Below are 24,466 nucleotides of genomic sequence, written 5' to 3'. Positions count from 1 at the left end.
AAAATTTATATATCATGGCTCACAAGAAAGGTGTAGGTAGTTCAAAAAACGGTAGGGAATCAGAATCGAAACGCTTAGGTGTTAAGATTTTTGGTGGTCAGGCAGCAACAGCTGGTAACATTATTGTAAGACAACGTGGTACCAAGCACAATCCTGGCGAAAATGTATATGCTGGAAAAGACCATACTTTGCACGCCAAGGTAGATGGTGTAGTTAAGTTTGAAAAGAAAGTTGGTGGTAAATCTTATGTTTCCATCGAACCTTTTGAAGCATAACAAGCGATTATAAAAGTTAATACTGAAGGGCCCCGCAAAAGCGGGGCCTTTTTTGTTGCCTCAATTTTTAATGGTTTGTTAACCCAATGGTGATGTTGGAGTGAGGATCAAAAGCTTACTTGAAGAGCTTTTTACTTTTCCTCAATAACCCACCATGAAAAATGTTTTTCTTTTTCTTTTTCTGTTCAGTTTATTGATTTCGATGGGCGGTTGGGGACAACAGGCCACCGTTCCTATAACCAATAGAAAAACTACGGATACTTACAATGCACTTCAAAGTCAATTGGAGATTGCAAAAAAGCATCCCGAAAATCCCGCTCAAATCGCCCAAGCCTATCTTCAATTGGGTGAGTACTATCACACACTCGGCCTATATACCGAAGCCATAGCGCAATATAATTCTGCACTGGAACTTTTGGGCCCTGATCTTGATGACCCATTTTACATCGTTCTGAACAATAATATCGGCAAAGTATATCTCTCCCTGAACAATTTTGAACTGGCCGAACAATATTTTGAGGAAACCAAAAAAGCATCAGAACAACTTAAAGATGATAAAGGTTTGGCCGCTTCACTAGGTTTGTTGGGAGCGAGCCACGAAAAACAATCCGAATATGACGAAGCCCTCCAAGACCAAAGGCGTAGTCTGGATTTATTTCAAAAGCAGAATGATGACTTTGGTGTTGCCGTTACCAATGAAAACATTGGAAGTGTTTATGAAGATTTGGAGGAATTTGAGCTGGCGTACGAATACTTCAAAAAGGCCTATGACCATCTCCAAGGTTCACGAACTACAGAAGAAATCAACGTGCTGAACAACCTTGGTGATTCATTCAGAAAAAGAGGTGATTATCAACCAGGATTGGAATATACCACCAAAGCTTTGGACCTTGCCAAGGAGTTGAACGACCTGCATCAATTGGAGAGTGCGCACAAGGACCTTTCGAAGAACTACGCCTTAATGAGGAATTTTGAGAAGGCCCACGAGCACTTGCTTCTTGCTGAAGAATACAACAGTAAAATGCTTCGGTCTCAAAACCATGACCAATTGAACGTGCTCCAGACCATTTACGAAACCAATAAAAAAGAAGCGGAAATTCAACTATTGAAGGAGCAGAACAAGGTAAGCGTTGCCAATCAGAATTTGCTTTGGGTTGCACTATTCGCCATTGCCGTTATTTTTATAATTCTCTTTTACTATATGGGCAGAAAACGGAAGGCTACGTTGAAGATTCAGGAATATAAACACCGTATGCTCAAGGCAGAGTTGGATAAAAAAGCCATTGAGGAACAAAACTTACAGCGCGAAGTGCAGTTAAAGGCAGCTTCATTATCTCGATATAGTCTGCACCTCTCCCAAAAGAACAAGATTTTGCTCGATATGTCCAACACCCTCAGGAATATGGTCTCCCGAAAACATATGAATACCTCCGAAAAAATAAAGGAATTGGTAAAAGAGATAGACTTTAACCTTAAGCAGGAGCAGGAATGGGATGAGTTTATGACCTTCTTCAAGGAAATCCATCCAGAGTTTATAAAGAAACTTTCGATGCTTTCAGAGGATTCATTATCCCCTGCTGAATTGCGATTGGGAATGTTATTGCGATTGAACCTTTCTTCCAAGGAAATAGCATCCATTTTACGTGTTACTCCAGATAGCGTTAGAGTGGCTCGTTACCGATTGAGAAAAAAATTGCCCATTGACCAAAAAGACGAACTGGTAAACTTTATGATTGAACTTTAACCCTTTAATACCTCTCTTTTTTTAGAAAAGGTTATCCCAATGTAAAAAAACCGTAATTGTTGCCCTCTTGTTTCTATCGATTTTCAGTTTTGTTTCCCTTTTGTTTTCATTTAGTTCAAATCATAACGGGTTGATATACATAGTTTTGGAAAGCATTCTAACGTAAACCAAAATGAAATTGATGAACCTAAAAAAACTACTTTTTGTAACGCTGTTTATGGTGCTCGGAAACGCAATGGCCCAAGCCCAATCAGGAAATATTCAGGGCACTATTACCGATGAGAACGGTATCTACGTTCCCGGTGCCAATGTGTATATCGAATCCTTGGTAAAAGGAGCCATTTCCAACTTTGATGGAAAATTTACTTTGGTGGGCATCCCAGAAGGAGCCTATATCTTAAGGGTGACCTATATGGGCTATTCCGATGTTGAGCAGGAAGTAAGTGTGAGTGCTGGGCAAACTACCCCAGTGAGTATTACGCTTGAATCCTCGAATATGGAATTGGACGAAGTGCAGGTGAGTGCTTATGGCCTAAGCGGACAGTCAAAGGCGTTGAATACCCAAAAGAATAACATGAACATTACGAATGTCGTTTCTACCGACCAGATCGGGAAATTCCCCGATGCCAATATTGGCGATGCTGTTAAGCGTATACCTGGAATTACCATGCAGGTAGATCAAGGGGAGGCGCGTAACATTATTGTGCGTGGTCTTTCCCCTCAGTTGAACTCCGTGACCTTGAACGGTAGCAGGATTCCTTCTGCTGAGTCCGATAACAGAAATGTTCAGATGGACCTTATTCCTTCGGATATGATACAGACCATTGAGGTGAACAAGGCCGTAACTCCGGATATGGACGCCGATGCATTGGGCGGTTCGGTAAACTTGGTGACCAGAACGGCACCACAAGGTTTTAGATTATCTGCCACAGCTGGATCTGGGGTAAACTTTATTACCGACAAACGTATTTGGAACGGGTCCATCTTGGTGGGTGACCGTACCAACGACGGAAAATTTGGATGGATGCTTTCCGCGACCATCAACGATAACGATTTTGGTTCCGATAATATCGAAGCCGAGTGGGACAACGAATTTGAGTACAATACCGGTGAAGAGGATGAAGAAGGCGAGCCTATTTTGGAGGAAACCGAAGTGAATCCGTATACCAACGTTACCGAGCAGCGCACTTATTTGGTGCAGAGGGTAAGAAGAAGTTTCTCGGCCAATTTGGATTATCAAATCAATCCAAACAACAACATCTACCTGAAAACCATGTACAACTGGAGAGATGACCGTGAAAATAGGTTTCGGTTGGAGCAGGAAATATTGGATGGAGAGGATATCGAAGTCGGTGATTTCACCTTGAACAATGGAAATTTGACCCGTTTCCCTGTGGAAGTTAAGAGACAGTCCAAGGGTGGAATTGCAGGAGGGCGCAATAAGAATGCCCGTTTGGAAGACCAACGTATGCAAAACTACACCCTTGGGGGCAATCACTTGTTCGGTTCGTTAAAAGTGGATTGGATGGCTGCTTATGCCAAGGCATCCGAGGAGCGTTTGAACGAGCGCTATGCGGAATACGAGACCGAGTACATCATCAACAATGACAACAGCAACCCAAAATATCCGGTTATGACGGCTGCTGACCCAGCCAATTTTAGTAATCTTAGCGGTTTTGAGTTCGGTGAAGTAACGAACGAAAACCAATACACCGAAGAGGAAGATGTCAATTTTTTTGCAAATTTTGAGCTACCTGCAGACCTATTTGGAAATGGGGGAATCCTAAAATTTGGTGCAAGGGGAAGATTTAAGTCAAAACTGAGAAACAACGATTTCTACGAGTACGATTTGGAAGATTTTTACCCTACATTGGCCAATGTTCCCGTAAAATCCTATACCGATCCAGATTTTTTGGCCGGTGGAAAATACCAGGCCGGTACTTTTGCCAGTGAAGAGTGGTTGGGCTCTTTGGATTTGAGCCCTGCCAATGGAGAAGCAGTTCAAGATGAATACCTCCCCGGTAATTTTGATATCCAAGAAGATGTTTGGGCAGGTTATGCCATGTTGAATCAAAAACTAACGGAAAGGTTGAGTATTTTGGCAGGACTTCGACTTGAAAATACCAGACTTGAAACACAAGGAAACCGCGTAATCTATATTGAAGAAGATGAGGACGCAGGGATAGAGGAAGGTATTGAGGTGGAATCCGTTTCCGATGAAAACTCCTATACCAATATTTTGCCCGGAGTTCATTTTAAGTATGATTTGAACAACAGTACGGTTGATTTGAACAACAGTACGGTGCTCAGGTTTGCTTGGACCAATACATTGGCTCGTCCAAATTATGCGGACCTTATCCCAAGATCGGAAATTGTGAACGAAGATAGGGAGGTCATTGTAGGCAATCCGGAACTGGACCCAACTACCTCCATGAACTTTGACTTGAATGCCGAGCATTATTTTGAAAGTGTTGGAATCATCTCAGGAGGTGTATTTTATAAAAAAATAAATGATTTCATCTACACATTCATTACCGAGGCACCAAACGATGCTTATGGTGCAGGAACAGCAGGTTATGATGTATTCCAGCCCTTGAACGGTGACTCAGCCTCTATTTTTGGTGCAGAACTATCTTTCCAGAGACAATTGGACTTTTTGCCCGGGTTTGCCAGAAACTTTAGCATCTATTTAAACTACACCTACTTGTCTTCAAGTGCGGACGGTATTCGTAACGAAGATGGTGACGAGCGTACCGATTTGGATTTACCGAACACCGCTCCAAACATGTTCAACGGTTCTTTGGGCTATGCCGATAAAAGGTTCAGCGCAAGATTGTCCGCCAACTTCTCAGACTCCTATATCGACGAAATTGGAGGGAATGCTTTTGAAGATAGATATTACGATACACAATTCTTCTTGGATTTCAATGCCAGCTATGCCATCAACAGCAATTTAAGGTTGTACGCCGACGTGAACAACATCACAAATCAACCATTGCGTTATTTCCAAGGAGTAAAATCAAGAACACAACAGATGGAGTTCTACGATATCCGATTTACCTTCGGATTGAAGTACGATTTGTTTAGAAAATAATTTCAGGTAGTATATTTTATATACGGTGTCATAACAAGTGCCTGCCCAGAAAGGGTAGGTGCTTGGGACTGGCATTTCTTATCTTAATCATCAATATGAGAAAAATATTTACACCAATTTTAGCTGCTGTTGCATTAACTTCCTGCAATCAAGGGAGCAAACTGCCAGCCATTGCTCCAGATATAATCACAGAAAAAACCCCAAACGATACCGATGATCCCGCTATTTGGATCAATCCGGATGATGCCTCAAAAAGTATCGTATTCGGAACCGATAAAGAGACCAACGGCGGTGTTTATGCCTTTGACCTTGATGGGAAGATCATTGAAGAGAAATCCATCAAAAACATCCAAAGACCCAACAATGTGGATTTGGAATATGGTTTTCAGCTAAACGATTCCGTTGCCGTTGATGTAATCGCCTTTACCGAGCGGGAAAAACAACAGATCAGATTGTTCTCCGTGCCCGACATGAAACCGCTCGATGGTGGTGGTTTTCCCGTATTTGAAGATGAAACCGACGTGGAACAACGTTTGGCCATGGGAATAAGTATGTACAAATCCCCGAAGGATTCATCCCTATACGCCATCGTGAGTAGAAAGATAGGCCCAACAGGCTCTTATTTATATCAATACAAATTGGAATCGGACAGCACAGGTGTATCGTCTAATTTGGTTCGTAAATTCGGAAGTTTTACTGGCGGCAAGGAAATCGAGGCCATAGCCGTGGACAACGAAATGGGCTACGTGTACTATTCCGATGAAGGCGAATGCGTTAAAAAATACTACGCGGAGCCGAGCATGGGCAACAAGGAATTGGCCTGTTTTGGTGGTGAACTGTTCTTGGAGGACATCGAGGGCATTGCCATTGCCGGATACCCTAACGAAGAAGGATATATTATAGTTTCCGACCAACAACGCGGACAGTTCAATATCTTCTCCAGAAAGGACAATAGTTTTATAAAAGCGGTAAACCTTTCCACTTTGGAGACCGATGGTTGCGATGTGGTCACCGTTCCCTTGAACGATACCTTTTCATCTGGTCTTTTCGCTGCCATGAACGATGAAAAAAACTTTTATTTCTACGACCTGAAAAAGGCGCTGGACTTAAAACCTTAGTTTTCGTTTTCGGGCGGTAATTTCCCAAGTATCCACTTTTTTGCCGTTCTCGATAACCGAAACTTCATCATGAAGATTGATACTGGGGCAAATATGATACGGAATGCCATAGAGCACGTCACCGACTTTGTATTTGTCCCAATCCTTTACTTTGATTACCCCGTGTTCCTCACTTTGTGAAAGCAGTTCATAGTCATCAATGTTCAGGAACTTAACGCGCTTGTCAATAGGATTTTCGGCCGCTACCGATTTATGTCCCAAATCTATGGTTATAATCCCTTCGGTGGGTTTGGAAATGATTCGTGTAACCAATAGTGCGGCATGTTTGAAATTTTGTTCTGTCAATTTTTCACCATATCCCCAATCCCAAAGCACACAGGTGCCAGGGCTGGTGATTCTGTTTTCTTGGAGCAAATGAGATGTGAACGATGGGGTTCCACCACATATCAATTGAGCTTGGGGGTAATCTATCCTTAGCGTATCAAAATAAACCACTACATCCATCACCCCTTGTTCTATCTTTTGGTTGCGCACCTCAAAATCGGAATCCCTTAGGTGGCCATCGTACGCGTGCAGCCCTTTAAAGTTGAGCGATTTGCATATTTTCAAATAGTTGATGAGCTCGTCCAGCCCCGGACCAATTTGGATTCCGGACCGGTCCATTCCATTGTTGATATCAATATAAATGTTGGCATTGAGTTCTGTTTCCTCGGCTTTTTGGTTCAAAAGTTCCGCACTGTCCACGTTGTCCACTAAAGTTGAAAACGCCGTATTTGGGTAGTGTTTTATCAATTGTAAAAAGCGGTCCAACTTTGGTCCCACCAACTGGTGCGCAATAAGAACAGCAGTGGCCCCCGCCTCGGCCGCGATTTCAGCTTCAGAGATAGTGGAAGCCTTGAATTTTGAGATTCCCGACTCCAGTAAAAGCTTCATGACCCGAGGCATTTTGTTGGTCTTGATGTGCGGCATCAACCTATCCGTTTGCCCATGTACCATCGAGACCATCTCCTCAATGTTGAACTTGAGATGTTCCAGGTATAGAGCGATGGATGGAGAATCAACCGTTTCAATATTTTTAATGTCGTACCAATGGTCGTTCATAACATTCTTCTTTTGAACCAATAAAGGTAAGAATCAAGATCTGAAGCCTTGGAATTTTTTTGCCAGTGGTCCCAATTAAATATATCGAAATCGAACTCTGGAAAACCTAAAATCAAAATCTTTTGTACCTTCAATAGGATTAACTATAAATCTTATATCATGAAAAAAGTTATTATTTCTTCATTATTGGCCTGCTCTATTTTGTTTACCAGCTGTTTAGGTTCTTTCAGCGCTTTCAATAATTTGAAAGATTGGAACCAAGGGCTAACGGACAGTAAATTTTTGGATAATCTTATTTTTTGGGGATTGAACATTGTCCCTGTTTATGGTCTGTTTTTTCTTGGGGACGCCATTATCTTCAACGTCATCGAATTTTGGTCCGGATCTAACCCGATAGCTATGAAAGATGGGGAGTCGGAAACCCAAATTGTGGAGCACGATGGCAACACTTTTGAAATGATCGCCACCAAGAACAGAATTCAGGTAACCGTGGTGGAGGGCCCGAAAAAAGGAAAGAAAATCGATTTGGTGTACAAACCGGATGAAAAATCTTGGAATGCCGTTCGTCCCAACGGTGAGATCATTAAACTTTCCTCTTTTGAAGAAGGATTCTACATTGTTTACATGCCCAATGGTGAAGAAATAAAAATCGACCCAAATAGCACAAGGGAAGAAGGTTTGGCCTTGTTGAAAGAAAGCAAGACCTGCTACTATGGTGAGACCCTATTGGCAGATTAATAAAATTTTCCCCAATAAAAAACCCATGGCGCAAACCATGGGTTTTTGTTTTTTGATTCGTTGTGTTTAGTAACGGTAGTATTCGGGTTTAAAAGGACCTTCTACGGTTACACCAATATATTCTGCTTGTTCCTCATTTAGTTCCGTTAATTCGGCACCCAAACGCGACAAGTGCAGTTTGGCCACTTTTTCATCCAAATGTTTGGGGAGCATATACACCTCGTTGGCATACTTGTCATTATGGTTCCAAAGCTCGATTTGCGCCAAGGTCTGGTTGGTGAACGAGTTGCTCATCACAAAACTTGGATGCCCAGTGGCACAACCAAGGTTTACCAGTCTACCTTCTGCCAAAATGATGACATCTTTCCCCTCAATGGTATACTTGTCCACTTGAGGTTTTATTTCATTCTTGGTATTTCCATAGGCGCCGTTCAACCAAGCCATATCTATTTCATTGTCAAAATGTCCAATATTGCAGACAATGGCCTTGTCTTTTAAAGCACGGAAATGCTCCTCTCGGATAATATCTTTGTTACCTGTTGTGGTAATCACGATATCGGCATTGGATACCACGGTTTCCAGTTTTTTCACTTCAAAACCGTCCATACAGGCTTGTAGGGCACAAATCGGGTCGATTTCGGTAACGGTAACAATGGAGCCTGCTCCCCTAAAAGAGGCTGCGGTTCCTTTTCCCACATCGCCATAACCGGCGACCACTACGCGTTTTCCTGCCAACATAGTGTCGGTAGCCCTACGGATGGCATCCACGGCACTTTCGCGACATCCATATTTATTATCAAACTTGGATTTGGTCACGGAATCGTTCACATTGATCGCGGGCATTGGGAGGGTACCCTTTTTCATTCTTTCGTACAAACGGTGAACCCCTGTGGTGGTTTCTTCGGACAATCCCTTTACACCTCCGGCAAGTTCTGGATATTGGTCCAAAACCATATTGGTAAGGTCGCCACCATCGTCCAGGATCATGTTCAAAGGCTTTCTGTCCTCGCCAAAAAACAAGGTTTGCTCAATGCACCAGTCAAATTCCTTTTCGTTCATTCCTTTCCAGGCATACACAGGAATTCCCGCAGCAGCGATTGCAGCAGCAGCGTGATCTTGAGTAGAGAAAATGTTGCAAGAACTCCAGGTAACCTCTGCTCCAAGAGCCACTAAGGTTTCGATCAAAACAGCGGTCTGAATGGTCATGTGCAAACACCCTGCTATTCGGGCTCCTTTTAAAGGCTGTTGTTGCCCGTATTCTTCACGCAAGGCCATAAGGCCCGGCATTTCTGCTTCGGCAAGCTCAATTTCTTTCCTTCCCCAATCGGCAAGAGAGATATCTTTCACTTTATAAGGAACATACGGAATTGTTTTTGTGCTCATACTTTATATAAATTTACTTTTGTAGCTTCGCTTTTGTAGTGCGACAAAGATACAAATTCACTTAACTTAAGTTCATGCCTCTTTACAAAACAATAACAGTTTCTCCGACCACTAAGGTCTATATCTGGAAAGTGACCGAGCCGGAAGGTGAACTTTCTAAGGATGTGGACCTTACAGAGCATTGCCAAAGCAGGATGGACGGTATGAAATCGATGGCGCACCGACGGGCTTTTTTGAGTATTCGCCACCTTATGGCCGAGGCAGGTTATGTGGATCATGACCTGTATTATGATGATTTTGGAAAGCCCCATCTAAAAGATGGCAAGTTTATATCCATTACCCATTCGCACAACTTTACAGGCATCATCATCAGCGAGACGGATGAAGTGGGTATAGACATTGAGATGCAACGTGATAAAATATTGAAGATAGCTCACAAATTCACACCTATCCAAGAGTATAAAACGTTGGCCAATTCCGAAGCACTGATACGAAAATTGACCATAGTTTGGGGAGCAAAGGAATCACTCTATAAAATTTATGCACAACAGGGGCTCAGTTTTTTACGTCATATCAATGTCATCGATTTTTCTTTTGAGGATACTCGAACCGTTGCCGAAATACTGTACAATGGTAAAAGGACCCATTACGAAATCGAGTTTTTGGAATTTGAAGGGTTTACGTGCGTTTATGCCCTTAAAATGATGGGGGGATAACAATTCCTTTTTGTAGTTTTACCCTGAAATTATTTGCTCCATGAGAATATCCGTTGAACTTACGCTATCTCCGCTCCAGGATGATTTTGAGACCCCCGTCATTGCTTTTATCAAAAAGTTGCGCGACTCTGGGCTTACTGTTTTGGAGAATCCACTGAGTACACAGGTTTTTGGGGGTTATAATGAAGTAATGGAATTGCTCAATTCAGAAATAAAGGAAAGTTTTGAGAATTTGGACCATGTGGTGCTGACCATGAAAATGGTAAAATCCGACCGAAGCGAGTATGAACCCCATTTTTGATTTCTTTATTGGTCCCTATGAAGACCGTGAGTTCTCCCTCATTATTCTGGAAGCGACCGCTTTTTTCTTTGGAATTGCTAGTGTAGTCTATGCTAAAAAGGAAGATATTTTGGTGTATCCTACGGGTCTCGTCGCTACGGTGATTACTACCTATATCTTTTTTGTTGATAATCTTTTAGGGGACATGATGATGAATTTCTACTATTCCATTATGAGCATTTATGGATGGTGGAACTGGGCAAGACGAAGGGATGATAGAAAGCCAGTGGTGCATATTACAAGGACCAATAAGAAGGAGAAATGGGTCGGTGTTGGCTTTTTTTTCCTCACCATGTTGGTCACATATGGAGTTTACAAAGCTTTTGGAGCGGAGATAGGGCCCACAAACTACGTAGATATTTTTACCTCGGGCGTTTTTTTTACCGCAATGTGGTATATGGCCAATAAAAAATTGGAAAACTGGACCCTTTGGATATTGGGTGATTTAATTACCGTACCTTTGTACGCCTACAGAGGATGGGGTATGTTCTCTTTACAGTACCTCATTTTTACTGTTCTAGCTGTACAGGGATATCTAGCATGGAAGAAAAACTTGGCCAAGAGCCCGCCAACCTCATAAAAGTCGTCCTTTTTGGACCAGAATCCACAGGGAAGACCACCTTGTCCAAACAACTGGCGGAATACTACAAAACCGAATGGGTGCCCGAATATGCTCGCGAATACCTACAAGATAAATGGGACAGGGAACAAAAAACCTGCGAACCAAACGATTTGCTGCCTATTGCTTACGGACAAATGCGCCTAGAGAACCAATTGGCGAAAAAAGCAAATAAAGTACTTATATGTGATACCGACCTTTTGGAGACAAAGGTGTATTCCGAAGCGTATTACAACAGTACCTGTGACCCACTTTTGGAAGAATACGCCCTAAAAAACAGTTACGACCTCTACTTCCTGACCTATATCGACACGCCATGGGTAGCTGATGACCTTAGGGACAAACCGGATGAGAGAGAACGAATGTTTATGCATTTTAAGGAAGCTTTGGAGAATAATAACAGGAAATTCATTAATTTAAGGGGAGATAAAGCGTCAAGGCTTTCCACAGCAGTAGAACATATAGATAAACTTCTCCAAAAACATGATAGAATTAAGTCCTAAAGACTTGGAACAACTGGACTCCAAAGGAATTTCCAAAGAAAAAGTAAATAATCAAATACAAACATTTAAAGAAGGCATCCCATTTGTACAACTATCGCAAGCAGCGGTAGTGGGCAATGGAATACTTCGGTTCTCGGAAAAGGAGCAGCTGGACCTGCTTCAATATTTTGAGGATAATAGAAAGGAACTTGAACTATTAAAGTTTGTTCCAGCCTCTGGCGCGGCATCCCGTATGTTCAAGGCCATGTTCAATTTTCTGGACAGTTATGACCCATCAAAAGAAAAGCTATCCGAATACATAAAACGCACAGGAGACCAGGATGCCAAAAAATTTACCGAGAATCTTTCCGACTTTCCCTTTTATGATCTGATCATGTCCAGAATCAAGGGCAAAGCCTCAAACAAAGATGAGGAGGCCTATCTTTTTGTAAAGGAAATGTTGATGGACAGCGGTCTTAACTATGGATTTTATCCCAAAGGCCTTTTGCCTTTCCATAAATATGGTACGGAAACGGCAACCCCCTTCGAGGAGCATTTAAAGGAAGCCGCTCTCTATGCCAAGACCAAAGGCACCGCCAATCTTCATTTTACCGTATCGGAACAGCATGATGAGATGTTTGCGAAAGAGGAAGCGACTGTGGGGCCAAAAATCTCCAAGAAAACAGATACTTCTTTCAATATTACCTACTCCAACCAAAAACCATCCACGGATACCGTTGCAGTGGATATGGACAATAAGCCCTTCAAAAATAGTGATGGTTCTATATTGTTCCGTCCGGGAGGACATGGTGCCCTCATTGAGAACCTGAACGATCAGGATGCAGATATTATCTTCATCAAGAATATAGATAATGTGGTCATCGATAAAAACTTGGAGACCGTATCAAACAGTAAAAAAATGTTGGCGGGTGTCCTTAAAAAAGTTCAGGACAAAGCGTTCGCCTATGCCAGACTTTTGGACAAAGATGATGTTTCCATTGAAAAAGCCGATGAAATCAAAGCGTTTTTGGAGAAAGACCTCAATGTACGTATGCCCAAGAATTATGATGATTTTGGCGTAGAGGAGCAAAAAACGATGTTGAAGGACAGAATCAACCGTCCCATACGTATATGTGGCATGGTGAAAAATGAAGGTGAGCCCGGTGGCGGTCCGTTTTGGATAAAAGATGCACAAGGCAACATATCCCTTCAGATAATAGAGTCCGCCCAAATAGATATGGAGGATAAAGCCCAAGCGGCTATACTACAGAATTCCACACATTTTAATCCGGTAGATCTGGTATGCGGGGTGCGGGACTACAAAGGACAAAAGTTTGATCTTTTGGACTTTGTGGATACCAAACAAGGTTTTATTACCGGTAAGACCAAAGAGGGAAAAGAACTGAAGGCACTGGAACTTCCTGGATTATGGAACGGGGCTATGGCTTTCTGGAACACCATTTTTGTGGAGGTACCATTGGTGACCTTTAATCCCGTTAAAACGGTCAGTGATCTTTTAAAGCCCACACACCAAGCATAACTGTGTAAAAAACAATTTATTAAGCCCGTTGCTGAAAAAGTAGCGGGTTTTTTTGTGCTCAAATGTGACTTGGCTTTAAAAAGTGTGTCTAAAAAACATAACCGGAATCATTTCCGGTGACATGATTAAATTTTTTGATAATCCTTGCGGGGTTGTCTTAACTAGGTTGGTTGATTTGGTAAGATAGCCGTGCTTTATGTACGGCTTTCTTTTCAATAATGTTCAAAAAGATAGACAACGGCATATATGTTTTACAAAATAATATTGTTTTTAAACGTGGTATCGTTGGGCTTGGCCCTATATATATTGATATCCTACCTAAGGAACAGAAACAAGCATAAACATATCAAAAACCAGGATGATGCTATATAAACACTATCCATGTATTATCCATTTCTGCCAATCTGTACCATGGTCTTTTTTCCTTGTGACCATTTATTGGCAAATACGAAAGGCTGCCCAGGCAGCCTTTCTTGTATAATTTTTACACACTTTGTTTACGGTATTACACAGTTTTACACAACTATTAAAACTGGCACAAAATCACAAACAACTAAAAATCAATAAATTAACTTGATTTTTAAAAATTTTATGGTGTTGGCACTATGTTTTCAGTTAGATAAGCAAGTTTAACAATAAAATTAAATACCATGAAAAATTTAGCTTTAGCAACAGTACTATCATTTGTAGGAATCACAGCATTTGCAAATGTTGAAACTCCAGAACTAGAAAATAACAGTGCAATCGAGATCGTAGTAGGAGATTTTGAAGAAATCAGCGTGTCTGACCTTCCTTCTGCTGTATCTAGCGCAGTAGAGTCCAACTACCCTACCGCTAAAATCGATAAAGCATACAAAAACGATAAGGACCAATATAAATTGGAACTTACCCTTGAAGACGGTACATCAGGAACTGTATATGCCGATGCTGAGGGGAACTGGATTGACATGTAATTAGATATATCACCCCACAATAGTTAGTTTGGTTGATGAAGGGCTGCAGTAATATGCAGCCCTTTTTTTGTGATAATTTTATAAGAAAGCAATCATCTTTAAAATGATATGGGACGTATATTAGGTAACTGAATTATGCCCAAAATCCTAATCATTGAAGACGATACTGCCTTCTGTCAAATGCTTCAAAAGTTTTTGACCAAGAACGGCTTTGAGGTATCCATAGGTTTCTCCATAAAAGAAGCAGAGCAACATCTCGCATCATCTACTTTCGATTTAATATTGTCCGATGTAAGATTGCCCAAAGGAAACGGGGTTACTTTGCTCGCACAGGTCAAACGCGATTCTCCAAAAACACAGGTTATTCTGATGACAGGTTATGCAGAGGTGAAAACCGCGGTAAACGCCATCAAAGAAGGTGCTTTCGACTATATTTCCAAACCTTTTACTCCAGAGGCGATACTTGGAGTGATAAAGGAAGCATTGAAAACAGAGGTCACTGAGACACAAATAGCTGTCAAATCCTCTAAAAAGGAACCAGTAGAGGAGAAGAAGCCTGTTGGCTTTTTAAAAGGACAGGGGGAAAAATCCAAAAAACTTCAACAATATGTAGAGTTGGTCGCCCCTACAAATATGTCTGTTTTGCTTACTGGAGAAAGCGGAACAGGAAAAGAGGTGACAGCAAACTCCATTCACTTGGCAAGTAAGAGGAGCAATAAACCTTTTGTGGCCGTGGATTGTGGGGCCATACCAAAAGAAATAGCCACAAGTGAGTTCTTTGGTCATGTTAAAGGTAGTTTTACAGGAGCTATAGACGATAAAAAAGGTCATTTTGAAGCTGCCAATGGCGGAACGCTCTTTTTGGACGAGGTAGGGAATCTTTCATACGAACACCAAGTACAATTGCTCAGGGCCATTCAAGAACGTAAAATAAAACGTGTGGGGAGCACCCAAGAAATCCAAGTGGATATTCGAATCATAGCTGCCACAAACGAAAATCTTCTTGAAGCCGTCGAAGAAGGCAATTTTAGGGAAGATTTGTACCATCGACTCAATGAATTTTCCATAGAAGTACCATCGTTAAGGGATAGGCGGGAAGATATTCTCCTGTTTGCCGATTATTTTTTGGCCAGGGCCAATACCGAATTGGACAAAAATGTGCTTGAATTTTCCGAGGAGACCAAAAATATTCTACACAAGTACGATTGGCCCGGGAATTTAAGAGAAATGAAAAATGTGATAAAAAGGGCAGTTCTTTTCTCCCCAACGGAAACCATGTTTCCCAATGCATTGGCAGACGAGGTGGTCGATGGTGCCAATAAAGGGCATGAAGTGAATTTCTCTAGATCCGATTTTGAAAAAGAAAGGATTTTGAGCGCATTAAAGCAAACCAACTTTAACAAGAGCAAGGCAGCAAAACTCTTGCAGGTTACCCGAAAGACACTTTACAACAAAATCAATCAATATCAATTGGATGTTTAGCCAGATACGCTTGGATTTCAACATCAAGATTGTTCAGGACTGTTTGAAGTTCTGTTAAAATTTCAAATACCTTTTCTCCTGTTGCATCACCGGAAAGATTTTCCAAAACCTCTAATAATTGGATGGCATCATGTACCTCCAATTGTCTGAACATGGGCAACATTTTGTGGGATATGGCCTTAATGTCGGTATAATCCTGATTGCCGATAGCGGAAAACATGAGCTCCATATTTTTGAGGGAATTATCCAAAAAGACCTGCAAAACTTCTTTGACCGACTCAAAACTATCCAGAAATGCGGAAATATTCCGAATAGTAAAAAAGGAAGAAGCTGTGTCCGTGATTTCACTTTTGAAACTCATATTATTGACGAACGACAAAGCTTTTAATAGGTCTGTTGCAGAGAAAGGTTTTTGCAGAACATCGGCAAAACCTGCTTCCAAATATTCGGATTTATTTCCAATCTGTTGACCGGTCATGGCTATCACAGGTTTTGAATAACCTGTATTATTGACTTTTTCCAATACGGAAAAACCATCGATGGAAGGCATTTGAATATCCGTGATAACCGCATCGAACTGATGGATTTCGGAAATGTGAAAATCATCAAAATTTGTAAAAGTTGTAGTTTTTACATGGTTGAGTTTGCAGACTTCCGATATGAGACTCAACATATTTTCGTCATCATCGATTACCAAAATGGATAATTCATCAGGCTTTACAATTGGAGTTTCGGAATTGTCCTCTTTGATTTCGATATTGGAAAACTCAACAGGAATCTCAACTGTAAAGGTACTCCCCTTGTTCACTTCGCTGTTCAAGCTTAAAGTGCCATCCAATAATTCGGCAAGTTTTTTGGAAATGGTCAGGCCAAGGCCATACCCAATTTGTTTTTTTTCTGTGGATTCCCCTGCTTGGATAAACTCTTGGAAAATGGCTTCTTGTTTTTCGGCAGGTATTCCAATTCCTGTATCCTCAACCTCGATTTTTGCCCATTTGGATTTATTTTTTTCAATCACCGTGGCGGAGACCTCTACATGACCTTCATCGGTAAATTTAAAGGCATTGCCAATCAGGTTGGATAATATTTGTCGTATTCTAAATGGATCGTTTATGATGGGTGTTTTTAAATCTTCGGAGACTTTCAATTGTAACGACACTCCTTTTTTGGATTGCATCTCCTCAAAATCTGTTGCCGTGTCCTCTATTAACTGTGACAGCAAAAAAGGAACTTTGTCCAATTGAATTTTTCCGGCCTCCAACTTTGAAAAGTCCAAAAGGTCGTTCACCAGTTTTTCTACATAATCGGAAGAAGATTGAATCTTTTTTAAGTAATTCGATTGTTCGGAATTTAATCCGCTTTGCCCTATCAAACCGGAATAACCGCTAATGGTATTTAAAGGGGTACGGAGGTCGTGGCTTACGGTCGAGATGAGCTGCTCCCTACTTTTTAAAAGCGATTCCGAATATTTTTTAGCCCTTTCGAGGCGTTCCCGATATTCTTGGACTTTCCAATAATCTTTGGAAATCATAAAGGTGAAAACGATTACAATGATCAACCCCAAAATCACCGCTCCACCAGCTAAACGCGTACTTTTTTTAAGTGCTTCTTCCTGCTGAAGAGCATCCAGATATGTGTTCTGGGCCATTTCTTGTTCAAAATCTGATAAAATCCCTCTCATTTTTTGGGAAAGCTCAAGGTCAGTGCGATAAATTTCGAGCTCCTTTTGAAGTACAGTCCTCTCGGCAGTGGCAGTTTCTGTAATGGCTTTGTTTATGATGGATTTGGAAACCTCTAAAATGGAATCGATATTGTTGGCGTCCGCACCCCCATCTGAGTTCGGGATATTCTTATTAAGAATGGCCACAGATTTTCGTATGGACTCTTTTGCTTCTGGGGACAATTTGTCAAAATTAGGAGCAAAGGTTTCCGGAGTAATTCTTCCCATTCCCACTTCCATATCATGAAAAGCCTTTAAAACTGAATCCAATGAAGTATTGTTATCGTTCCGTACCTTAAGTTTTCGCAATTCAGCATTGTTGAATACCTTTTGGTTCAATAATTCCTGAACACTGTCCAATTTGGAAGTTTGATTACTGTAATCTGATTTTGCCAACGGTTTTAGTGAATCTATGAAGGCCGTAATGGAATCCACTTTTTGCGCATAGGATTTTAGATCCTCTGGTTTTTTGGTCTGGAGGGCCAACTTGGAGAGGTTTTCGGCATCGTACAGTTGAGTGAGTAACCTATTGGTCTTCAAGAGCTTTTCATTGCTGTCGTCCTGGTTCTTGGATGAGGCATAGCTTTTGAATTCATTATAGATGAAAAATGCAGCGAGGGATGCAAGAATACCCAGCGTAACATAGCTCATTACAATTTTTAGGGTAAATCTTTTTTTTGATTTTGGGTGCATACTCTTATATACGCTTGCACTTGGGGTGCATGGTTGTTAGTAAAAGTTAAATTTTTAAGATGTTTTTTATGAAAATCAATACGGGCATCTTACATTTGCGGCATCTCAAAGGGGTGCTTTTAACAAAAGGCTGAGATTATACCCAATGAACCTGGGCGGGTAATGCTGCCAAGGGAATGCGCTGGCCGCATCTTGGAATTTCTATGTTTCTTTAGAAACAAAAATCAATTTTTAACAAAGAATAATGACCCCTTTTATTCGTAACATTTTTACGAATGAAACTCTATTCAATTATTCAAAAAAGAGCCTTTTCTGGCTCGTTGCGACCGTCAAAAAAAAGGAAAGGACATCGCATCAAAACATTACTTGCAAGTATGGCGTGCTTTGGCCTGGCACTTTCCATTAGTGCTCAAGAAGAACCTGTTGACAGCCTTGAGGGAACAAAAGTCGTCCTAGATGAGGTCTTGGTTCAGTCCATAAGGATTACCAAGGATTTTCCCATTACTTTTTCTGATTTGGACAAGGTGGAACTGGCCCCTCGAAACCTCGGTCAGGACATCCCTATTCTCATGAACTTTATGCCGGCCGTGGTGACCACATCGGATGCCGGGGCGGGTATCGGTTACACCAGTATGCGTGTCCGTGGAAGCGACGCTACGAGAATCAATGTAACTATCAATGGTATTCCGTACAACGATGCAGAATCACATGGTACTTTTTGGGTGAACATGCCCGATTTTGCCTCTTCTACGCAAAGTTTGCAATTGCAACGTGGTGTGGGAACATCTACGAACGGTGCAGGTGCCTTTGGGGCAAGTTTGAATATGCTTACCGACGCTTTTTCGGAGGAGGCCTATGCCAAAATCTCATCATCTGTAGGAAGTTTTAATACCCTGCGTAGCAACGTAAAGTTCAGTACGGGATTGATGAACGACCACTTTGAATTTTCTGGGCGTTTGTCACGTGTTACTTCGGATGGCTATGTGGACAGGGCATCCTCTGAATTGGAAAGTTATTTTCTACAGGGAACCTATAAAGATGACAATACCTTGATCAAGGCGTTGCTTTTTGGTGGGCACGAGATTACCTATCAGGCATGGAACGGTATAACGGCAGACCAGTTGGAAGATAACCGTACCTACAACTCGGCCGGGGAATATACCGATGATAATGGAGATACCCAATACTATGAAAATGAAGTGGATAACTACAAACAAGACCATTTTCAACTGCACTGGTACGAGACATGGAACTCGGCTTGGAACACTCATTTGGCCGTTCACTATACAAGAGGCCGGGGCTTTTTTGAGCAATACAGGGAAGAAGACGATTTTGCTACCTATGGTCTGGAACCTTTTACTGTAAATGGTGAATTGGTAGAAACTACCGATTTGATTCGCCGCCGTTGGTTGGACAATGATTTTTATGGAACCGTATTTTCTGCTACCTACAACAGCGAAAACCTTGAACTTATTATGGGTGGGGGTTACAATGAATACAAAGGAGATCACTTTGGCGAAATCATATGGGCAGAATATGCACGCAATAGTGAAATTCGGGATAGGTATTATGACGATAATTCAACCAAAACGGATGTAAACTTCTACACAAAGGCCAATTATCAACTTACGGACCAATGGTCCTTGTTCGGAGATGTGCAATATCGTGGTGTTGGTTATCAGGCCAATGGCGAAGATACCGGCCTAGTGGGCGACACCTTCAATTTTTTCAATCCAAAGGCAGGTGTCACTTTCGATTTGAACCGTAACAATAACTTCTATTTTTCGTATGCGCGAGCCAACAGGGAACCCAACCGCAACGATTACGAAAACGGAAGCCCAAAACCTGAAAAACTCAACGATTTTGAGTTGGGATGGAGATATGTTTCACCAAGTTTTCAATTGAACACCAATGTGTACTATATGCGTTACAAAGATCAGTTGGTATTGACGGGAGGTTTGAACGATGTAGGGGCTCCGTTAAGGTCGAACGTTGGTGACAGTTATCGTTTAGGATTGGAAATCGATGCCAATGTAAACCTGTCCAGTACATTTAAATGGAGACCGAACATTGCTTTGAGCGATAACAGGAACCTTGATTATTTCTTTGAGCGAGACGGAGAGCTTCAAGATTTGGGGAATACAAACATTGCCTACTCTCCAAAATTGATTGCGGGCAACATTATCACCTATCAGCCCAACACCAACTTTCAGGTTTCATTGCTTTCAAAGTTTGTAGGCAAACAATACATGGGCAATATAGATTCCGAAACCTCTGTTTTGGATAGCTATACCCAAACAGACTTCAATATTCAGTACACCATCAACATGAACTCTTTTATAAAGAGCATTGAACTTTCCGGTTTGGTGAACAATATTTTTGATGCCGATATTGTCTCCAACGGATATTTCTACACGTTTGATGATGACTATTCCAACCCTGGAACCATAACAACCATCGAAGGTGCCGGTTACTACCCACAAGCAGGAATCAATTTTCTTGTAGGAGCGGCCATCAACTTTTAAGGTGTAAAAAAGAACGGGATTCTGTAAATTTATCCATAATGACAGAATCCCGTTTTAATTTTTCAGAAGAAAAGCCCCTACGCTGGGGCGTTATCGGTTGTGGTGCCGTAACCGAAATAAAAAGCGTGCCAGCCTATAAGATTACATCAGGTTTTGAGGTTTCCATGGTAATGCGGCGCAATCCAGAAAAGGCAGAGGATTATGCGAAAAGACACCGGATTCCTCATTGGACGACCGATGCTGATGAGGTAATCGACAATCCAAATATTGATGCAGTTTATATTGCTACACCTCCCGATACCCATAAATTTTACGCTTTAAAAGTAGCTGCAGCGGGGAAACCTTGTTGTATAGAAAAACCCATGGCCCCTACTTATAATGACAGTTTGGCCATTTATGAAGCTTTTCGGAATGGGGATGTCCCCCTTTTTATAGCCTATTATCGCCGTTCACTGCCCCGATTTCTAAAAATAAAGCAATGGTTGGATGATGGTCTGATAGGTGAAGTTCGCCATATCCATTGGCAAAAGACCAAACCGCCCAGTGATATTGATCTAAGCAAAGCATATAACTGGAGAACCGATGCCGCAATTGCCCGTGGCGGATATTTTGATGATTTGGCCAGTCATGGTTTGGACTTGTTCACCTTTTTATTGGGTGATATTGAAGAGGCCAATGGTTTTTGCACGAACCAAATTGGATTGTATTCCGCTTTTGATGCCATAACGGCAAATTGGATACACGAGGCAGGGATTACGGGAACAGGCAACTGGAACTTTGGAACGAACCACCGAACTGATAAGGTCGAAATTATGGGCTCCAAGGGAAGCATTCGTTTTGCCGTTTTGGACGAAGCCCCCGTTGAGCTTCAAAATGCTTTGGGGCATCAAATTTTGAATATTCCGCAACCAGAACACATTCAAGAGTTCCATGTAGAGAATATAAAAAATCATCTTCAAGGACAAGGAAAGCATCCCTCAACTGGAACGACCGGTCTGCATACCAGTTGGGTAATGGAGAAAATTTTGGGAAAACTCTGATCTATTACCAAAGTTGGTGCACGTGTTTTTTTATGTATTCGTGGTATATTTGGTTTACAGCTGCTTTTTTCTCTTTTGTGAGCGACGGTAATTTCACCGCTTCAAGATTGCTTTTCAGGTGTTCTTCTTTTGATGCACCCGGAATAACACAACTGACCTCGGGGAAATCCAATATCCATCGTAGAGCCATGGGTGCTAGGTTTTTTCTTTCGGGAAATACTTTTTTGAGTTCTTCAACAGCTTGTAATCCTACTTCAAAAGGGACACCGCTAAAGGTTTCGCCCTTATCAAAAGCTGCACCATCTCTGTTAAAGTTCCTGTGGTCTTCTTCGTCAAAAGTGGAGTCCGAAGAAAATTTCCCGGTAAGTAGTCCACTGGCTAAAGGGACGCGGACGATTACACCGACATCCTTCTTCTGTACTTGTTCAAAAAACAATTCCGAAGGACGCTGCCGGAACATATTGAATATGATTTGGACCGTTTTGACGTTGGGATATTCAATGGCCTTTAAACCCTCCTCTATTTTTTCTATACTAACACCAAGGTTTTTTATTTTGCCCTCATCCTTTAATCGGTCGAACAATTCAAAAATTTCGGGACGGTAGTACACTTCCGTCGGAGGGCAGTGCAATTGAATCAGATCCAAGCATTCCAGCCCAGTGTTTTTTAAGCTGTCCTCCACATATTTTCGGAGTACGTCCACAGTATAGCCTTCGTTAACGTGCGGATTGATTTGTCTTCCACATTTTGTGGCCACAAAAACTTCTTCGGGCCTTGATCTTACCACTCGGCCAACGGCTGCCTCACTTGCACCGGCTTCATAGACATCAGCGGTGTCTATAAAGTTTACACCGTCATCTATTGCTTCATTAATAACTTGTTCAGCTAAAGCATCATTGAATCCAGAGCCCCATTTTCCACCTACCTGCCAAGTACCCAAGGAGGTTTCAGAGACTTCTATTCCTGTTTTTCCTAGTTTTCTATACTTCATTCTTCAGGATTAATTAGATATGATGACCACGTTTCCACTTTGGGTAGCCCTATAAAATAAGAGGTCGTGGTATCGGTTTCCATCATCGGGCCTATCCAATAGTTGTCCGGTAAACAAACTATAGGTATAACCTTCGCAGCTACATGCAGCATTCTGCCCGTCGATTGTCATGGTGGAACATTCATTGGGGACATGGTTGGGACAACTGGCTTCCCAGGCCATAAAACTGGACCCTGTATTGATAACGAAGGCGCCTCGGGTTCCCACGCCATTGTTGCCCACGTAAACAGGATTTCCAATGTTTTGTAAATTATTGTACAACGGCAGGTTAAGGTTCAACTCAAAACGGAATCGTACCTCTTGTAAATAAGGATTTCTATTGGAGGTATCGGAGCTGCAGGATAATACCAGTGCCAATAATACTATGGCCCAGAGGTGCTTCATGTTCGATAGTTTCAGTACGTTACGGCAGCAAAGTTGAACAAAAATTCTCTATATTTGCGTAAAATCCTCGCAAAAACCATGCAGGTCATGGGCATCGTTGAGGATTTTTTGTATTTGTAGAGGAAGAGTACATTGGGGAAATTTTTTGATTTTCTTCAATGCCTCTTTGCATTAAAAATTAACGATATGAGCAAAGTATCATACTATACACCCGAAGGATTAAAGAAATTGAGGGACGAGTTGAATCAACTTAAGGATGTAGAGCGTCCAAAAGCGTCACAGGCCATTGCTGAAGCAAGAGACAAGGGAGATCTTTCAGAAAATGCGGAATATGATGCGGCCAAAGAGGCCCAAGGGCTTTTGGAAATGAAGATTTCCAAAATGGAAGAAACCTTGGCCAATGCCCGTTTAATCGATGAATCACAACTGGACACCTCCAAGATATTAGTACTTTCTACCGTGAAGCTTAAAAACCTGGCCAATGGGATGGAAATGAAGTATACCTTGGTGGCGGAGAGCGAAGCCAATCTTAAAACAGGTAAGATTTCCGTGACATCTCCGATCGGTAAAGGGTTATTGGGCAAAAAAGTAGGTGATGTTGCCGAGATCAAGGTTCCCAATGGAACGCTCAAATTTGAGATTTTAGAGATCACTCGAGAGTAACATCAACTAAATTGGTATATTTAATCCCGTCGTAGTACGGGATTTTTTTATTTTAAACTGAATTAAAATGGCCAGTATTTTTACCAAGATCATCAACGGGGATATACCTTCTTACAAAATAGCTGAGGACGAAGATCACTTCGCTTTTTTGGATATCAACCCTAATTCCAAAGGACACACGCTATGCGTCCCGAAAAAGGAAGTGGACAAGATTTTGGATCTTGATGAGGAATCTTACATGAAACTCATGGCCTTCTCAAGAAAAGTTGGTCTTGCCATACAAAAAGCAGTGCCCTGTAAAAGAGTGGGGATGACGGTTATTGGTCTTGAGGTGCCCCACGTGCATGTGCATTTGATTCCGTTGCAAAGTATGGCCAATGCTACGTTTCAAAATAAGGAGAGTCTTACCTCAGATGAGTTTGAAGCGGTAGCGGAACAAATCAAGTCCCACCTTTAGCCCTCTATCATAAAATAGACGCCGGCCGCTACAAGACATAGCATTAGGACCAAGACCACAAAAAATAGCATGGTGAAGCGCACTGCGGGCCTGTCCGGCTTTACCAATTTGTTGTAGTAATCAAATACCCTTTCAATATCGGGGGTCCAATCCACGGGATATATGATGGAATTGCATTTCTTGCACTTGATCTCATTGGTCACCACACCGGTAGTTCTATGGTATAGTGCATTAAACGTGTGTTTTTGGTAAAACGTAATCTTAAGTTCCTGATTAAAACATTTGGGGCAATTGTTGGTGATATCAGCTTCTTGTATTACGAGTTGCTTTTCTTTTGCCATAATTCAA

At 41.7% G+C, this 24,466-nt stretch carries 22 protein-coding genes; 16 read left to right on the top strand and 6 right to left on the bottom strand.

Features of this window, described 5'->3' with window-relative positions:
• The first annotated feature begins 14 nt into the window (after positions 1-14).
• From rpmA to J0656_RS00535, 4 genes are all read left to right on the top strand, one after another.
• Positions 15-275, top strand: a complete 261-nt coding sequence (rpmA, locus tag J0656_RS00550; protein ID WP_163624958.1) for a 50S ribosomal protein L27 — start codon at positions 15-17, stop codon at positions 273-275.
• Positions 276-429: 154 nt separating this feature from the next.
• The gene (locus J0656_RS00545; protein ID WP_207030713.1) at positions 430-2,019 is read left to right on the top strand and encodes a tetratricopeptide repeat protein; all 1,590 of its coding nucleotides are present in this window, start codon (positions 430-432) and stop codon (positions 2,017-2,019) included.
• 172 nt (positions 2,020-2,191) lie between these two features.
• The gene (locus tag J0656_RS00540; protein ID WP_207030711.1) at positions 2,192-5,113 is read left to right on the top strand and encodes a TonB-dependent receptor; all 2,922 of its coding nucleotides are present in this window, start codon (positions 2,192-2,194) and stop codon (positions 5,111-5,113) included.
• A gap of 95 nt (positions 5,114-5,208) precedes the next feature.
• Positions 5,209-6,231 carry a phytase gene (locus tag J0656_RS00535; RefSeq protein WP_207030709.1) on the top strand — a complete coding sequence of 341 codons (1,023 nt, stop codon included), beginning with the start codon at positions 5,209-5,211 and terminating at the stop codon, positions 6,229-6,231.
• On the opposite strand, the gene J0656_RS00530 is transcribed toward J0656_RS00535, so the two are convergent.
• The gene (locus tag J0656_RS00530; RefSeq protein ID WP_207030707.1) at positions 6,220-7,332 is read right to left on the bottom strand and encodes a D-TA family PLP-dependent enzyme; all 1,113 of its coding nucleotides are present in this window, start codon (positions 7,330-7,332) and stop codon (positions 6,220-6,222) included. The two genes, J0656_RS00535 and J0656_RS00530, sit on opposite strands and share 12 nt — an antisense overlap.
• A 159-nt stretch (positions 7,333-7,491) precedes the next feature.
• Between J0656_RS00530 and J0656_RS00525 the strand changes: the two genes are divergently transcribed.
• Positions 7,492-8,070: a DUF3332 domain-containing protein gene (locus tag J0656_RS00525; protein ID WP_207030704.1), complete on the top strand. Its 579-nt coding sequence runs from the start codon at positions 7,492-7,494 to the stop codon at positions 8,068-8,070.
• A gap of 66 nt (positions 8,071-8,136) precedes the next feature.
• On the opposite strand, the gene ahcY is transcribed toward J0656_RS00525, so the two are convergent.
• Positions 8,137-9,453, bottom strand: a complete 1,317-nt coding sequence (gene ahcY / locus J0656_RS00520; protein WP_207030703.1) for an adenosylhomocysteinase — start codon at positions 9,451-9,453, stop codon at positions 8,137-8,139.
• A 74-nt stretch (positions 9,454-9,527) separates the two neighbouring features.
• Between ahcY and J0656_RS00515 the strand changes: the two genes are divergently transcribed.
• From J0656_RS00515 to J0656_RS00485, 7 genes are all read left to right on the top strand, one after another.
• Complete coding sequence (locus tag J0656_RS00515) at positions 9,528-10,169, top strand: 4'-phosphopantetheinyl transferase family protein (protein ID WP_207030702.1); 642 nt, start codon at positions 9,528-9,530, stop codon at positions 10,167-10,169.
• A 40-nt stretch (positions 10,170-10,209) separates the two neighbouring features.
• On the top strand, positions 10,210-10,470 hold the full coding sequence (locus J0656_RS00510) for a hypothetical protein (protein WP_207030701.1): 261 nt from the start codon (positions 10,210-10,212) through the stop codon (positions 10,468-10,470).
• Positions 10,454-11,089 (top strand): nicotinamide riboside transporter PnuC, encoded by a 636-nt coding sequence (gene pnuC, locus J0656_RS00505; protein WP_207030700.1) that lies wholly within the window; start codon positions 10,454-10,456, stop codon positions 11,087-11,089. The genes J0656_RS00510 and pnuC overlap by 17 nt, the downstream gene beginning before the upstream one ends.
• Positions 11,050-11,631, top strand: a complete 582-nt coding sequence (locus J0656_RS00500) for an AAA family ATPase (RefSeq protein ID WP_207030699.1) — start codon at positions 11,050-11,052, stop codon at positions 11,629-11,631. The genes pnuC and J0656_RS00500 overlap by 40 nt, the downstream gene beginning before the upstream one ends.
• On the top strand, positions 11,612-13,150 hold the full coding sequence (locus J0656_RS00495; RefSeq protein WP_207030698.1) for a DUF4301 family protein: 1,539 nt from the start codon (positions 11,612-11,614) through the stop codon (positions 13,148-13,150). Before J0656_RS00500 ends, J0656_RS00495 begins: the two co-directional genes overlap by 20 nt.
• A 650-nt stretch (positions 13,151-13,800) precedes the next feature.
• The gene (locus tag J0656_RS00490) at positions 13,801-14,103 is read left to right on the top strand and encodes a hypothetical protein (protein WP_014032362.1); all 303 of its coding nucleotides are present in this window, start codon (positions 13,801-13,803) and stop codon (positions 14,101-14,103) included.
• 135 nt (positions 14,104-14,238) lie between these two features.
• Positions 14,239-15,585, top strand: coding sequence for a sigma-54-dependent transcriptional regulator (locus J0656_RS00485; RefSeq protein ID WP_207030697.1), 1,347 nt, complete (start codon positions 14,239-14,241; stop codon positions 15,583-15,585).
• On the opposite strand, the gene J0656_RS00480 is transcribed toward J0656_RS00485, so the two are convergent.
• Positions 15,560-17,956, bottom strand: a complete 2,397-nt coding sequence (locus J0656_RS00480; protein ID WP_207030696.1) for a hybrid sensor histidine kinase/response regulator — start codon at positions 17,954-17,956, stop codon at positions 15,560-15,562. The genes J0656_RS00485 and J0656_RS00480 overlap by 26 nt on opposite strands.
• A 317-nt stretch (positions 17,957-18,273) precedes the next feature.
• Here J0656_RS00480 and J0656_RS00475 point away from each other — a divergent pair, with 317 nt between their 5' ends.
• Positions 18,274-20,523, top strand: coding sequence for a TonB-dependent receptor (locus tag J0656_RS00475; RefSeq protein ID WP_207030695.1), 2,250 nt, complete (start codon positions 18,274-18,276; stop codon positions 20,521-20,523).
• 38 nt (positions 20,524-20,561) lie between these two features.
• Positions 20,562-21,563 carry a Gfo/Idh/MocA family protein gene (locus tag J0656_RS00470; protein ID WP_207030694.1) on the top strand — a complete coding sequence of 334 codons (1,002 nt, stop codon included), beginning with the start codon at positions 20,562-20,564 and terminating at the stop codon, positions 21,561-21,563.
• 4 nt (positions 21,564-21,567) lie between these two features.
• On the opposite strand, the gene J0656_RS00465 is transcribed toward J0656_RS00470, so the two are convergent.
• Together J0656_RS00465 and J0656_RS00460 are read right to left on the bottom strand one after the other, a co-directional pair.
• Positions 21,568-22,554 (bottom strand): aldo/keto reductase, encoded by a 987-nt coding sequence (locus tag J0656_RS00465; protein ID WP_207030693.1) that lies wholly within the window; start codon positions 22,552-22,554, stop codon positions 21,568-21,570.
• Between the two features lie 9 nt (positions 22,555-22,563).
• Complete coding sequence (locus tag J0656_RS00460) at positions 22,564-22,998, bottom strand: Rieske (2Fe-2S) protein (protein ID WP_207030692.1); 435 nt, start codon at positions 22,996-22,998, stop codon at positions 22,564-22,566.
• A 186-nt stretch (positions 22,999-23,184) separates the two neighbouring features.
• Between J0656_RS00460 and greA the strand changes: the two genes are divergently transcribed.
• Both greA and J0656_RS00450 read left to right on the top strand, forming a co-directional pair.
• On the top strand, positions 23,185-23,661 hold the full coding sequence (gene greA / locus J0656_RS00455) for a transcription elongation factor GreA (RefSeq protein ID WP_207030691.1): 477 nt from the start codon (positions 23,185-23,187) through the stop codon (positions 23,659-23,661).
• A gap of 67 nt (positions 23,662-23,728) precedes the next feature.
• Positions 23,729-24,118 (top strand): HIT family protein, encoded by a 390-nt coding sequence (locus J0656_RS00450; protein ID WP_108245880.1) that lies wholly within the window; start codon positions 23,729-23,731, stop codon positions 24,116-24,118.
• Here the strand turns inward: J0656_RS00450 and J0656_RS00445 are convergent.
• Entirely contained in the window at positions 24,115-24,459 is a 345-nt protein-coding gene (locus J0656_RS00445; protein ID WP_207030690.1) for a hypothetical protein, read from the bottom strand. The genes J0656_RS00450 and J0656_RS00445 overlap by 4 nt on opposite strands.
• Between the last annotated feature and the right edge of the window lie 7 nt (positions 24,460-24,466).

Origin of the sequence: Flagellimonas aurea, from assembly GCF_017313785.1 — a bacterium.
GTDB lineage: Bacteria > Bacteroidota > Bacteroidia > Flavobacteriales > Flavobacteriaceae > Flagellimonas > Flagellimonas aurea.
This window is presented reverse-complemented; position numbering and strand designations above follow the sequence as displayed.

Coding starts and splice junctions, on each gene's coding strand:
- rpmA (WP_163624958.1), top strand. CDS start 15: ATGGCTCACAAGAAAGGTGTAGGTAGTTCAAAAAACGGTAGGGAATCA.
- J0656_RS00545 (WP_207030713.1), top strand. CDS start 430: ATGAAAAATGTTTTTCTTTTTCTTTTTCTGTTCAGTTTATTGATTTCG.
- J0656_RS00540 (WP_207030711.1), top strand. CDS start 2,192: ATGAAATTGATGAACCTAAAAAAACTACTTTTTGTAACGCTGTTTATG.
- J0656_RS00535 (WP_207030709.1), top strand. CDS start 5,209: ATGAGAAAAATATTTACACCAATTTTAGCTGCTGTTGCATTAACTTCC.
- J0656_RS00530 (WP_207030707.1), bottom strand. CDS start 7,332: ATGAACGACCATTGGTACGACATTAAAAATATTGAAACGGTTGATTCT.
- J0656_RS00525 (WP_207030704.1), top strand. CDS start 7,492: ATGAAAAAAGTTATTATTTCTTCATTATTGGCCTGCTCTATTTTGTTT.
- ahcY (WP_207030703.1), bottom strand. CDS start 9,453: ATGAGCACAAAAACAATTCCGTATGTTCCTTATAAAGTGAAAGATATC.
- J0656_RS00515 (WP_207030702.1), top strand. CDS start 9,528: ATGCCTCTTTACAAAACAATAACAGTTTCTCCGACCACTAAGGTCTAT.
- J0656_RS00510 (WP_207030701.1), top strand. CDS start 10,210: ATGAGAATATCCGTTGAACTTACGCTATCTCCGCTCCAGGATGATTTT.
- pnuC (WP_207030700.1), top strand. CDS start 10,454: ATGAACCCCATTTTTGATTTCTTTATTGGTCCCTATGAAGACCGTGAG.
- J0656_RS00500 (WP_207030699.1), top strand. CDS start 11,050: ATGGAAGAAAAACTTGGCCAAGAGCCCGCCAACCTCATAAAAGTCGTC.
- J0656_RS00495 (WP_207030698.1), top strand. CDS start 11,612: ATGATAGAATTAAGTCCTAAAGACTTGGAACAACTGGACTCCAAAGGA.
- J0656_RS00490 (WP_014032362.1), top strand. CDS start 13,801: ATGAAAAATTTAGCTTTAGCAACAGTACTATCATTTGTAGGAATCACA.
- J0656_RS00485 (WP_207030697.1), top strand. CDS start 14,239: ATGCCCAAAATCCTAATCATTGAAGACGATACTGCCTTCTGTCAAATG.
- J0656_RS00480 (WP_207030696.1), bottom strand. CDS start 17,956: ATGAGCTATGTTACGCTGGGTATTCTTGCATCCCTCGCTGCATTTTTC.
- J0656_RS00475 (WP_207030695.1), top strand. CDS start 18,274: ATGAAACTCTATTCAATTATTCAAAAAAGAGCCTTTTCTGGCTCGTTG.
- J0656_RS00470 (WP_207030694.1), top strand. CDS start 20,562: ATGACAGAATCCCGTTTTAATTTTTCAGAAGAAAAGCCCCTACGCTGG.
- J0656_RS00465 (WP_207030693.1), bottom strand. CDS start 22,554: ATGAAGTATAGAAAACTAGGAAAAACAGGAATAGAAGTCTCTGAAACC.
- J0656_RS00460 (WP_207030692.1), bottom strand. CDS start 22,998: ATGAAGCACCTCTGGGCCATAGTATTATTGGCACTGGTATTATCCTGC.
- greA (WP_207030691.1), top strand. CDS start 23,185: ATGAGCAAAGTATCATACTATACACCCGAAGGATTAAAGAAATTGAGG.
- J0656_RS00450 (WP_108245880.1), top strand. CDS start 23,729: ATGGCCAGTATTTTTACCAAGATCATCAACGGGGATATACCTTCTTAC.
- J0656_RS00445 (WP_207030690.1), bottom strand. CDS start 24,459: ATGGCAAAAGAAAAGCAACTCGTAATACAAGAAGCTGATATCACCAAC.